We start from the raw sequence: 12,007 nt of genomic DNA, 5'->3' as shown, positions 1-12,007 counted from the left end.
ATAAAAAAACCCGCGGCGAACCGCGGGCTTGGTATTACAAGGATATTCGAAAGTCGGAGGATCACATCCCCTGCGAACCGCGGTTCATGGCTGCGATACCCGTGCGGCAGATCTCGATCAGGCCGAGCGGTTTGATGATGGCCACGAACTGGTCGATCTTGGACGACTTGCCGGTGATTTCGAAGATGAAATGCTCGACTGTCGCGTCCACCACCTTGGCCTGAAACGCATCCGCAAGACGAAGCGTCTCGGCGCGGGCTTCACCCGAACCGGCGACCTTGATCAGCGCTACTTCACGCTCGATCGGCCGTTCCTGACCGAGTTCGCGGGCGCGAACGGTAAGATCGAGCACCCGGTGCACAGGAACGATGCGTTCCAGCTGCGCCTTGATCTGCTCCAGCACGATCGGCGTGCCGCGCGTCACGATCGTGATGCGCGACAGATGCGCCTCATGCTCGGTTTCCGAAACCGTCAGGCTTTCGATGTTGTAACCCCGGCCGGAAAACAGGCCGATGACCCGGGCGAGAACGCCCGGCTCGTTGCTGACGAGAACCGACAGCGTGTGATTTTCGACGGCAGCCGTTTCCTTCTGGATGAAATAGGCGGAGCCGGTGGGTTGTAGGTGTGCGTTCATGTCCTTTTCCTCTCCCGGCTCAGACTAGCTGACGGCCCTTGGCATCGATGGCGTTGGCAACAGCTTCATCCGTCGCCTCGTCCGGCAACAGCATCTCGTTATGGGCTTTACCAGATGGGATCATCGGGAAGCAATTGGCGAGATTGGCAACGCGGCAATCGAAGATGACCGGCCTGTTGACCGCAATCATCTCGGCGATCTTGTCGTCCAGCTGCTTCGGATCGTCGCAATACATGCCAACCGCGCCATAGGCTTCCGCCAGTTTGACGAAGTCAGGCATGGCTTCGGTATAGGAGTTGGACAGGCGGTTGCCGTGCAGCAACTGCTGCCACTGCCGCACCATGCCCATATACTGGTTGTTGAGGATGAAAATCTTCACGGGCAGACCGTACTGGATGGCGCAGGACATTTCCTGAATGCACATCTGGATCGAGGCATCACCGGCAATGTCGATAACCAGCGCTTCCGGATGCGCGACCTGAACGCCGATAGCTGCCGGCAGGCCGTATCCCATGGTACCGAGACCGCCCGAAGTCATCCAGTGGTTCGGCTCCTCGAAGCCGAAGAACTGCGCCGCCCACATCTGGTGCTGACCAACTTCGGTGGTGATGAAAGTCTCCCGCCCCTTCGATGCCTCGTAAAGACGCTGCAATGCATATTGCGGCATGATGACATCATTGGAATTCTTGTAGGCAAAGGAGTTGCGGGCGCGCCAGCGCTCGATCTGCAGCCACCAGTCCGCGGTCTGCGCTTTTTCCGGCTTCTTCGGCAAAGCGCGCCACAGGCGAACCATATCTTCCAGAACATGGCTGACGTCGCCAATGATCGGAACGTCGACGCGCACGGTCTTGTTGATCGAGGACGGATCGATATCGACGTGAATCTTCTTGGAGTTCGGCGAAAACGCATTCAGGCGCCCGGTAATACGGTCGTCGAAACGTGCGCCGATGCAGACCAGCACGTCGCAATCATGCATTGTCATATTGGCTTCGTATGAACCGTGCATGCCCAACATGCCGAGCCAGTTCTTGCCGGAAGCCGGATAGGCGCCGAGACCCATCAGCGTCGAGGTGATCGGGAAACCGGTCAGCTCTACCAGTTCGCGCAGCAGCCGTGTCGCTTCCGGGCCGGAGTTGATGACGCCACCACCGGTGTAGAAAACCGGCTTCTTTGCCTTAGACATCAATTCGATGGCCGCGTGAATGGCGTTGAGATCGCCCTGAACCTTCGGCTTGTAGCTCTTCTGCTGAATGGCAGCGGAAGGCGGCGTATAGGTGCCGGTGGCGAACTGGATGTCCTTCGGAATATCTACGACGACGGGGCCGGGACGACCAGTCTGTGCGATGCGGAAGGCCTCATGGATAATGCCCGCCAGTTCGTTGACGTCCTTTACCAGCCAGTTGTGCTTGGTGCAGGGGCGCGTAATGCCGACGGTATCGCATTCCTGAAATGCGTCGGAGCCGATCAGCGATGTCGGAACCTGGCCGGAAAGGCAGACGAGCGGAATGGAATCCATCAGCGCATCCTGCAGCGGGGTGACCGCATTGGTGGCGCCGGGGCCGGAGGTAACGAGCATGACACCGACCTTGCCGGTGGAGCGGGCATAACCTTCGGCAGCATGGCCGGCACCCTGCTCGTGACGTACGAGGATATGCTGAATGTCTTCCTGCTGGAAAATCTCGTCGTAGATCGGAAGCACGGCACCACCAGGATAACCGAAGATGTGCTCGACGCCGTTGTCCTTCAGCGCCTTCAGAACAATCTCCGCACCTGTCATGCTATTGCTGTTTTCCGTATTATCCTTATCCGTCATTGCCTGTTTCCATCCCGCTTTGGCTTTGGATATCGAGGAGCCCGAGGGCCTGTTTGAAGACATAAAAAAAGGCCCCTAGAGGAGCCTCGTTCAGCGCATGGGTGCTTTCGCCGGATGGTTACACCATCCTGCCCATGCGCCGTCCCACCACGATAAGTACGTTAAGATTTTTCATGGGCCGGAGTGTTAGCCAGAAAAGCGCCAGTCGTCAACGCATATTGCGGAAAAAATCGGAGTCGGCTTCTTTTATTACCCGTAAGGCGTCATGGACGAAATTTTCGAACGCAACAGATACACAGGTTGTTAAATATAATCTTTTACAATCAAAGATGCAGATAATGCCCGAACCACCGCGATCATCCGCATGTACCGGGATAAGACGTGAATAGTGACGAGTTTCATAGAGCGTCCCGCATGGACGAAAACGAACGGCGATCCGGCCAGCAGCCGGCTAACCGCATGCTCGGCCGCGTCATCGCCTGTGATGGCGCCCATGCGACAATCGCCGCAGAAACGGAAATCGGTTCAACCGATGTCGCGCAGCTCTGGTCCGTCGGACGCCTGATCTCGATCGAAATGGGAACGAGCCGTGTCGCCGCACTGGTATATGCCATGCGCACGGGCGAAGAACACTGGTCGTCGGACAAGCCGAACCGGCTGCTGATCGACGTGGAACTCGTTGGCGAAGTCTACCGCACCGAAGATGGCAGCGAACGTTTTTCCACCGGCATTTCCCGTTACCCCTACCTGGGCGCGGTCGCGCATCGCATCCGCACGGGAGACCTTTCCAAGATCTATGACAGCGGCAAGCGAGACACATGCGTCATTGGTAAGCTGACGCAGGACGACACGATTGGCGCGGCCATCAACATCCAGCAGATGCTGGCGAAACATTTCGCCGTCGTCGGCTCGACGGGCGTGGGCAAAACCACCGCCGTCTCCCTTCTTCTGAACAAGGCGATCGAGACGGACCCGAAGCTGCGTGTCCTCATTCTCGATCCGCACAATGAATTTGCGGCCGCCTTTCCCGATCACTCTGTCGTCATCGACACCGACACGCTCGACCTTCCCTTCTGGCTGATGCGCCTTGAAGAATTCGCGGAAGTGATTTTCCGCGGACGCAAGCCCGTACCGGAAGAGATGGATGTCCTTCGCGACATCATTCCGGAAGCGAAAAAGGCATTTCGCGGCACAGATGGCTCCGCCGTTCGCCGCACGTCCGACAAGAGCGCGATCACGCCGGATACGCCGGTACCTTACCGCATGGCCGATATTCTCGCCCTCATCGACGAGCGCATCGGGCGGCTGGAAGGGCGCGGCGAAAAGCCGACCCTGCGCTCCCTCAAGGGCCGCATTCTCTCGGCCATCAACGATACGCGCTATAACTTCATGTTCTCCAGCAATACGATCAGCGACACCATTCTGGAAACGGTGGCGCATATCTTCCGTATTCCAGGAGAAGGCAAGCCAATTTCGGTTTTCCAGCTGTCCGGCATCCCCTCGGAAGTGGTGAACTCGGTCGTCTCCGTCCTTTGCCGCATGTCCTTCGAACTCGCGGTGCTGGCGCGCGGCTCGCTGCATATGCTTGTCGTCTGCGAAGAAGCGCACCGTTATGTTCCCGCCGACCCTGAGCGCGGATTTTTCCCGACCCGGCAGGCGATCGCGCAGATCGCCAAGGAAGGCCGCAAATACGGTATTTCGCTTGGCGTCATCAGCCAGCGTCCGAGTGAGCTGGACCAGACCATCCTGTCGCAGTGCTCGACCGTTTTTGCCATGCGGCTGACGAACGAGATCGACCAGAAGATCATTCTGTCCGCCGTACCGAACGCCTCAACCTCGACCACCAGTTTCCTCTCGTCCATCGGCAATGGCGAGGCAATCGCCTTTGGCGAGGCGGTGGGCGTACCGATGCGCATGCGCTTCGACCGCGTCTCCACGGCAAAATTGCCGAAGGCAAACGGCGCAGTCAGCCATACGCCCCACGAAACGCCCGATACAGTCGATCTGAACACCATCGTCAGCCGCATGCGCGCGGTAGCCAAGCCGGTCATCACCGGCTTCCAGCAAAGCGTCGAAGCGGCCTTCTCCGATATGCAGGAACCGATGTCAGCTCCCAGGGAAGCGGACGACGTCGATCGCTGGAAACGCGAACTGGGGACGGCGGCGACAGAGGGATACGAACCCTACCGCCCCGACATGCTGCCCGGACGCACAACCTTAGCGCCGCAGTCGCCCGCAACGGCAACGGATACCAGCGCTGTCAACGAATTGCGTAAGGTCGGCTTCCAGATGCAGGCACAGAGTGGCCCGCCTCCTTCAGAGACACGCCCTTCGCTGCGGGAGAGCCTGATGAAAAAGCCGCTAGGCAGCCTTTACCGCAAGGACTGAGCGCGGCCCCTACGGCTGGATACGTGCCCAGTCCGGCCCCATCTGGTTGCGGAACCAGGTCATCTGCCGCTTGGCATATTGGCGGGTCGCGGCCGCCGATTTTTCGATGACCTCTGCCTCACTCATACCGCCAGCCAGCATATCGGCGATCTGGGAAACGCCGATCGCCTTCATCGCTGTGGCATCAGGCGCAAGGTTCAGGGCGAGAAGAGCTTTCACCTCTTCCACAGCACCACTCTCCATCATGGTTTCGAACCGCCGATTGATGCGGTCGTGCAGCACGGGCCGTTCCGGCAGGACCACGAATTTCTCCGCTCTGTCCGGATCAACTATCATCGGACCACTGGCTTTTTGGAACTCCATGATCGACTTTCCGGTCGCCTCCATGACCTCCAGCGCCCGGACGATCCGCTGGCCGTCCCCCGGCTGAAGCCCCTGCGCCATCAAGGGATCGCACTGCGACAGCTCCGCGTGCAGGACCGTTGACCCCTCTTCGATCAGCCGGGCGCGCAGCCTCTCGCGTATGTCGTCAGGAATGGCGGGCATATCGGACAAGCCGCCCGTCAGCGCCTTGAAATAAAGCCCCGTACCGCCAACGATGACCGGAAAACGCTGCTGCCTGCACAAATCCACAAGCAGGGCGGAAATGTCCCGCAGCCATTCACCCGTTGAATAGGAACTGCTTGCCGGCACATGGCCGTATAGCAGATGTGGCACGCCTGCCATTTCTTCCTCGGATGGCCGGGCGGTCAGCACCCGCAGCGTGTCATAAACCTGCATGCTGTCGGCATTGATCACGACACCGTTCCGCTCCCGCGCCATACGAAGCGCAAGCGCGGACTTGCCGCTTGCCGTCGGGCCGGCTATCAGGATCGCATCAAAATTCTCATCAAGGTTTTTCATCATGGCTTTCGTTGCCACGCTTATCGCCAATCCGTCAAATCCTGTTCTGACACCGGCCCTCGGCGAAGCGGCCGCCAATGCCGTAAACGCATCCGGTCTCTACTGGCTGGCCGATGGCATCGCCTGCGATATTGCCCTGCCCTCTGGCACCGATGCCGAACAGGCACGTGACGCGATTGCCGATGTGCTTTCGGGCCAGCCGATCGATATCGTCGTTCAGGAACAGGACAAGCGCCGCAAGAAGCTTCTGATCGCCGATATGGATTCGACCATGATCGGTCAGGAATGCATCGACGAGCTGGCCGCCGAAGTGGGATTGAAGGACAAGGTTTCCACGATTACCGCTCGCGCCATGAATGGCGAAATCGCTTTTGAGCCGGCGCTCCGCGAGCGCGTGGCGCTGCTGAAGGGCCTGCCGGTCTCCGTCATCGATGACGTCATCGAAAAGCGCATCACGCTGACATCAGGCGGCAAGGAGCTGATCGCCACCATGAAGGCGAAAGGCTACTATACCGCCCTCGTTTCCGGCGGTTTCACGGTCTTCACCGGCCGGGTGGCGGCGATGCTGGGGTTTGATGAGAACCGCGCCAATCTTCTCGGCGAGGCCGATGGCCAGTTGGATGGCACCGTTGCCGAACCGATCCTCGGCAAACAGGCCAAGGTGGATGCGCTGAACGATATCGCCGCAAAGCTCGGCATCTCGCCGGACGAGGCAATGGCGGTCGGCGATGGCGCCAACGATCTCGGCATGCTGCATCTGGCCGGCGCGGGCGTTGCCCTGCACGCCAAGCCCGCCGTCGCCGCCGAGGCGCAGATGCGCATCGACCATGGCGACCTGACCGCACTCCTTTATATTCAGGGTTACCGCAAGACGGATTTTGTCGTTCCATGATCATCCGCGAAACATCAAGGCTCATTCTGCGCGAGTGGAAGGAGAGCGACCGCAATCTGTTCCGCGAAATCAACGCCGACGAAAAGGTCATGGAATTTTTTCCCTTCCGCCGCAGCCATGCGGAAGCGGATGCGGTTCTCGAAACCATCAATGGCATGATCCGCGGCAGCGGTTACGGCTTCTACGCCATGGAACTGCGCGAAACCGGTGAGGTTATGGGATTTTGCGGCATATCGCCGGTCATGAACCTCGATCCGCCCTTTCCGCTCGGAACCATGGAAATCGGCTGGCGGCTCGCCACCCGTTTCTGGGGTCACGGCTATGTCACCGAGGCCGCGCAATCGCTGCTCGTCATGGCTTTTGACGAAAAGGAAACGCCGGAAATCGTCTCCTTTGCCGTCCATGACAACCAGCGTTCGACGCGGGTGATGGAACGTATCGGCCTCAAGCGTGACCCGTCACGAGACTTCGACCACCCGCGCGTCCCGGAAGACACCCATCCGCATCTGCGCCCGCATGTGACCTATGCGCTGACGCTCGCGGAGTGGCGGGAACGACGGGCACAGTAGCGCCCTCGCCCGCCAGTTCGGCAATTATTTCACAGCCGCATTTCCGCCGTCGGCAAACAGGGCCGATCCGGCAACGAAGCTCGACATCGGGCTGGAGAGGAAAAGGGCGGCCTGCGCCAGTTCCTCCGGTTCCGCAATGCGCTTCATCGCATGCAGCCCTGCAGCCCACTCCTTCTGGGCCGCATCTCCCGCCATCGGCGTATCGACTCCGCCGGGAAGCAGCGCATTGGCGCGAATTCCCTTGAAGGCGTAGTCGGCAGTAATGCCCTTCACCAGCCCCATCAGCGCCGCCTTGGAGGTGCCATAGGCTGCCATGCCGGGTATGCCGGCGCTGGTGCCGACGAAGCTGGAGATGAAGACGACCGAACCTCCTCCCCGCTTCAACATCGCAGGGATCTGGCTGCGCACGCTGAGAAATGCGGAAGTGAGATTGGCAGTGATCCCATTCCTCTACCGAAATCTCCGCAAGCGGTTTTGTTGCGCCAACGGCACCGGCATTGTTGACGGCGATATCGAGACCGCCAAAGACGGTCATGGCCGCATCCGTCAGACGGGCATGGGTTTCCGCAACTGTGACGTCACCCACCACGGGGTGAACACGACCGCCGGCCTGGCGAATGGCGGAAGTCACGTCCTCGAGTGCCTCGGCACCACGCGCGTTGATAATGACGGCCGCGCCCTGTTCGGCAAACAGCCTTGCCGTCGCCCGGCCGATGCCGGATGACGCGCCAGTGATGATCGCAACCTTGTTTTCTAATAATTTCATATCCTTGGCCTCCTTTGGCGGAGACCGAGGAATAGAGAGCAAGCCGAACCACAGCCACCCGATTCCTGCCGAACCGGGCGAAAGAAGCTTTACTCCAGCGGCAGCGCCACGACGCGCAGATTGCCCTGGGCATCGGCAACCATCATATGCGCATTCTTGCGACCCTCGGATTTCAGGCCGTTGACACGCACAAGCACGTCGCCCGGAACCTCCATGAAGTCCTGTCCAACCTCGACGATGACATCACCCGCCTTCATGCCCTTCTGTTCGGCCGGCGAACCCTGATCGACGCTGGCGACAAGCACGCCTTCGACGCTTTCGGCAATGCCCTTCTCCGTCCGCAACTCGTTGCTCAGCACTACGAGGTTCATGCCGAGCACGCGCTGCGGCGCTTCGCGCACCTCCGGCGTCTGGTCCTGCGCCTGATCGTCGGAACCGCCCTTGTCATCAGGCACGACCATGCCGCCGTCACCGTCCTCGGCCTGCGGATCGTCGGTTGCGGCCTTTTCATCGGGCGCATCCTGCAACTGGCCAAGCTTTACCTTGACGGTCTCTTCCTTTCCGTCACGGAAGACCACGACATCGACTTCCTTGCCGACCGGGCTTTCCGCCACGATCCTCAAGAGGTCACGCATCTCGTGAATATCCTTGCCGTCGAATTTCAGCACGATATCGCCGGCCTGGATCGGGCCGTTTTCCACCGGGCCACCCTTGGCCACGCCGGAAATCAAGGCACCCTTTGCCGCTTCCATGCCAAGGCTTGCGGCCACGTCGTCGGTAACCGGCTGGACGCGCACGCCGAGCCAGCCACGGCGGGTTTCGCCGAATTGGATGAGCTGCTCGACGATATTCTGGGCGAGTTCCGTCGGAACCGCGAAACCGATGCCGATCGAACCGCCGCTCGGCGAAATGATCGCCGTATTGATGCCGATCACCTCACCCTTCATGTTGAAGAGCGGACCGCCGGAATTACCCTTGTTGATTGCAGCATCCGTCTGGATGAAGTTGTCATAGGGACCGGCATTGATGTTGCGCCCGCGCGCGGAAACGACGCCGACAGTCAGCGATCCACCGAGGCCGAAGGGATTGCCAACGGCCATGACCCAGTCACCGATGCGCATGCTGCGCGAATCGCCGAACTTGACTGCCTTCAGCGGAGCCTTCGGCTCAACCTTCAAAACGGAAAGATCGGTCTTGGTATCAGTGCCGACCAGCGTTGCCTTCAGCTTCGAACCATTCGGGAAAATCACCTCGATGGCGTCTGCGCCCTCAATGACGTGATTGTTGGTGACGATGTAGCCAGCCGGATCGATAACGAAGCCGGATCCCAGCGAACTGACCTTGTCGCCGCCTTCCGGTTTCTGGTTGTCGAAATAATCCTTGAAGAACTCCTGGAAAGGCGAACCTTCCGGCAGTTTCGGCGGCACAGGCCCTTTGCCCTCAGTCTTGACGTTCTGCGACGTCGAAATATTCACCACCGCATCAAGAAGGGGTGCGGCAAGATCGGCGACCGATGCCGGCCCATGGCTCTGCGCCCATGCCGCAACCGGTGCCGAAAGGCTACCCGCCACAAGTGCGAAGCCCGCGACTGCGGCAATGCTGCTGCGAAAAGGCGAAAGAAGGGTCACGGCCATAAGCGTCCTCGCGTTTCAAATCGTCATTCCCTGCATATATCGTCAAAGCATAAGGCGGAATGATGAAGTGTAAAAATACCTTTTCGTGAACAGCACCGGCTGCCTTGCTCACTGCCTACAGCATCGGCGCGAAAACGGATATCCCTTTCCGGGCGCGAGACAACAGGATTTTGCCCCTTTCCGCTTTGCTGCCACCCAGCCATTCGCTCAAAAAGAAAGGGCCGGTTAAAACCGGCCCCTCCAAAATCATTCGATCCGTTATCAATTTGCCGGCGGTGCGGCAGGTGCGGCCGGAGCCGTGGATGGAGCACCGTTGATGTCGTTGAAATAACGGAAGAAGGTCGAGTCGGGAGACAGGACCAGCGTCGTGCCGGTTCCAGACAGCGCGCTGGAATAGGCCGCCATGGAACGATAGAACTCGAAGAAGCTCGGGTCGCGCTGGAAAGCTTCGCCGAAAACCCGGTTACGCTCCGCATCGCCTTCACCGCGCAGGACTTCGGACTGACGCTGGGCATCGGATTCGAATTCCACGACCTGACGGTCGGCAATAGCGCGACGACGCTGTGCCGCCTCGTTACCGCGGGCGCGGATCAGCTCGGCTTCGGCCAGACGTTCCGACTTCATACGCTCGAAGGTCTGCTGCGAGACTTCCTGCGTGAGATCGGTGCGGCGGATACGGACATCCACGATGCTGACGCCAAGCGATTCCGCATCGGGGCGCAGATCGTCACGTACTTCCTGCATCATCGATGCACGCGCATCCGAAAGCGCCGATTCGAAGCCGCGAAGACCGTAGACCCGGCGCAACGACGCGTCGAGACGAGTGCGTAGACGCGATTCCGCCGACATCTGGTCACCGGAGACCGTCTGCCGGAAGCGGCGGGCATCCGTGATGCGATAGACCACGAAGGCATCGACCTCGTAGAACTTGCCGCCGGAAACCTGAACACGGATGTTGTCGTGATCGAAGCGCAGCGCCCGGTTCTCGATATATTGCACCCGATCGGCATCCATGAAGGCGAAGGGCAGCTTGAAATAGAGGCCCGGCGCCGTTTTTACGTCCTGGATCTGACCGAAGCGTACAACGATGGCCTGCTGGCGCTCGGTGACGACGAAGATCGACGAATAGGCCAGGAAAAGCACGGCGGCGAGACCGACAAGAACGGCCGTAAGACGGTTGCTCATATCAGTTGCCTCCCTGCTGTGCCGCGCCCGGATTGCCGCGCATGATCTCGTTCAGAGGCAGATAAGGCACCACACCCTGTTTTTCGTCGATGATGACCTTGTTGGAACCCTTCAGGACCTGTTCCATCGTTTCCAGGAACATACGCTGGCGGGTCACGTCAGGTGCCGTGCGATATTGATCGTAGATAGAAATGAAGCGCTGTGCCTCACCCTCTGCCTCGTTGACGACACGAGATTTGTAGGCGTTCGCTTCTTCGATGATCTGTGCTGCCTGACCACGTGCGGCACCCAGCTTCTGGTTGGCGTACTGGTTGGCTTCCTGCACGAAGCGGTCCTCGTCCTGCTCGGCACGCTGCACTTCGTCGAAGGCGTCGGCCACTTCGCGCGGCGGCGCCGCGTCTTCGATGGCGACAGCATTGATGGAGATGCCGGCCCCGTATCCGTCCATGGTGGACTGGATGATGGTGCGCACATCCGCCGCGATCGCCTGACGGTTATCACGGAAAATGTCCTGTGCGGGACGACGGCCGACGATTTCGCGCATCGCGCTTTCGGAAACCTGCTGCAAGGTCTCAGCCGGGCTGTCGACGTTAAACAGGTAGGATTTCGGATCGGAAACCGTATAGAGCACCGAGAACTGCACGTTGACGATGTTCTGGTCACCGGTCAGCATCACGCCGTTCGCGGAGGAAGACGAAGCGCGCGAACCGATATTCTGCTGCTGTTCGGTCACCTTGACGATTTCAACCGTCTCGATCGGCCACAGATGGAAATGCAGGCCGGGCATCGAAATCTCATCCTTCGGACGCCCGAAACGCAGCTCCACGCCGCGCTCGTCCGGCTGGACGGTGTAGATGGACTGAATGCCGAGGAAAACCAGAACGACGAGAGCGACGATCGCAATCGCGCCGCCATTGAACCCGCCCGGCAGGACATTCTTGAAGCGGTCCTGGCTGCGCCGGATGATCTCTTCCAGATCGGGCGGGCCGCCATTGCCGCCGCCACCGCCGCGAGGCCGGTTAGGTCCTTGCCCCCATGGGCCGCCACCGCCGCCCTGGTTGTTTCCGCCACCACCGCCGCCGCCCCAAGGGCCGCCGCCGCCATTCTGATTGCTCCAGGGCATCAATACCTCTTTATAAAAGCCTCTCCCGATCCCGTTCGAAAGCGATTGCTCGCGTGCGGCGGGAATATGGACCCGTTATAAGAAGGAGAAGCGCGCGTTT

The 12,007-nt window shown here is 59.8% G+C and carries 9 protein-coding genes and 1 pseudogene; 3 read left to right on the top strand and 7 right to left on the bottom strand.

Translation table 11 applies throughout. The features are described from left to right. Positions 1–61: 61 nt before the first annotated feature. Together ilvN and ACQZ45_RS11410 are read right to left on the bottom strand one after the other, a co-directional pair. Complete coding sequence (gene ilvN, locus ACQZ45_RS11415) at positions 62–634, bottom strand: acetolactate synthase small subunit (RefSeq protein ID WP_003513099.1); 573 nt, start codon at positions 632–634, stop codon at positions 62–64. A 19-nt stretch (positions 635–653) separates the two neighbouring features. Further along, a complete protein-coding gene (locus tag ACQZ45_RS11410; RefSeq protein ID WP_113291164.1) occupies positions 654–2,447 on the bottom strand; it encodes an acetolactate synthase 3 large subunit in 1,794 nt (597 codons plus the stop codon). 381 nt (positions 2,448–2,828) lie between these two features. Between ACQZ45_RS11410 and ACQZ45_RS11405 the strand changes: the two genes are divergently transcribed. Beyond that, positions 2,829–4,835 carry an ATP-binding protein gene (locus ACQZ45_RS11405; protein WP_080580898.1) on the top strand — a complete coding sequence of 669 codons (2,007 nt, stop codon included), beginning with the start codon at positions 2,829–2,831 and terminating at the stop codon, positions 4,833–4,835. A 9-nt stretch (positions 4,836–4,844) separates the two neighbouring features. Here the strand turns inward: ACQZ45_RS11405 and miaA are convergent, their stop codons facing one another. After that, the gene (gene miaA / locus ACQZ45_RS11400; protein WP_113291166.1) at positions 4,845–5,741 is read right to left on the bottom strand and encodes a tRNA (adenosine(37)-N6)-dimethylallyltransferase MiaA; all 897 of its coding nucleotides are present in this window, start codon (positions 5,739–5,741) and stop codon (positions 4,845–4,847) included. Here miaA and serB point away from each other — a divergent pair. Then, positions 5,740–6,630: a phosphoserine phosphatase SerB gene (serB, locus tag ACQZ45_RS11395; protein WP_003513107.1), complete on the top strand. Its 891-nt coding sequence runs from the start codon at positions 5,740–5,742 to the stop codon at positions 6,628–6,630. The genes miaA and serB overlap by 2 nt on opposite strands. Next, entirely contained in the window at positions 6,627–7,199 is a 573-nt protein-coding gene (locus tag ACQZ45_RS11390) for a GNAT family N-acetyltransferase (protein WP_003513109.1), read from the top strand. Before serB ends, ACQZ45_RS11390 begins: the two co-directional genes overlap by 4 nt. Before the next feature lie 24 nt (positions 7,200–7,223). On the opposite strand, the pseudogene ACQZ45_RS11385 reads toward ACQZ45_RS11390, so the two are convergent. The 4 genes and pseudogenes from ACQZ45_RS11385 to hflK all read right to left on the bottom strand — a co-directional run bounded on the left by ACQZ45_RS11385 (position 7,224) and on the right by hflK (position 11,907). After that, positions 7,224–7,965 (bottom strand): annotated as a pseudogene (locus tag ACQZ45_RS11385) (SDR family oxidoreductase). A gap of 89 nt (positions 7,966–8,054) precedes the next feature. Further along, positions 8,055–9,599 carry a Do family serine endopeptidase gene (locus tag ACQZ45_RS11380; RefSeq protein ID WP_003513113.1) on the bottom strand — a complete coding sequence of 515 codons (1,545 nt, stop codon included), beginning with the start codon at positions 9,597–9,599 and terminating at the stop codon, positions 8,055–8,057. Positions 9,600–9,860: 261 nt separating this feature from the next. Then, on the bottom strand, positions 9,861–10,784 hold the full coding sequence (gene hflC, locus ACQZ45_RS11375) for a protease modulator HflC (protein WP_003513118.1): 924 nt from the start codon (positions 10,782–10,784) through the stop codon (positions 9,861–9,863). A 1-nt stretch (position 10,785) separates the two neighbouring features. Next, the gene (gene hflK, locus ACQZ45_RS11370; RefSeq protein ID WP_003513120.1) at positions 10,786–11,907 is read right to left on the bottom strand and encodes an FtsH protease activity modulator HflK; all 1,122 of its coding nucleotides are present in this window, start codon (positions 11,905–11,907) and stop codon (positions 10,786–10,788) included. Between the last annotated feature and the right edge of the window lie 100 nt (positions 11,908–12,007).

This window comes from Agrobacterium sp. 16-2014-1-2a, assembly GCF_053522705.1.
The sequence above is the reverse complement of the archived record's forward strand: the minus strand, read 5'-3'. Positions and strand labels throughout refer to the sequence as shown.

Bases quoted from the DNA above. Each gene is read 5' to 3' on its own strand.
- ilvN (WP_003513099.1), bottom strand. From the start codon at position 634: ATGAACGCACACCTACAACCCACCGGCTCCGCCTATTTCATCCAGAAG.
- ACQZ45_RS11410 (WP_113291164.1), bottom strand. From the start codon at position 2,447: ATGACGGATAAGGATAATACGGAAAACAGCAATAGCATGACAGGTGCG.
- serB (WP_003513107.1), top strand. From the start codon at position 5,740: ATGGCTTTCGTTGCCACGCTTATCGCCAATCCGTCAAATCCTGTTCTG.
- miaA (WP_113291166.1), bottom strand. From the start codon at position 5,741: ATGATGAAAAACCTTGATGAGAATTTTGATGCGATCCTGATAGCCGGC.
- ACQZ45_RS11390 (WP_003513109.1), top strand. From the start codon at position 6,627: ATGATCATCCGCGAAACATCAAGGCTCATTCTGCGCGAGTGGAAGGAG.
- ACQZ45_RS11380 (WP_003513113.1), bottom strand. From the start codon at position 9,599: ATGGCCGTGACCCTTCTTTCGCCTTTTCGCAGCAGCATTGCCGCAGTC.
- hflC (WP_003513118.1), bottom strand. From the start codon at position 10,784: ATGAGCAACCGTCTTACGGCCGTTCTTGTCGGTCTCGCCGCCGTGCTT.
- hflK (WP_003513120.1), bottom strand. From the start codon at position 11,907: ATGCCCTGGAGCAATCAGAATGGCGGCGGCGGCCCTTGGGGCGGCGGC.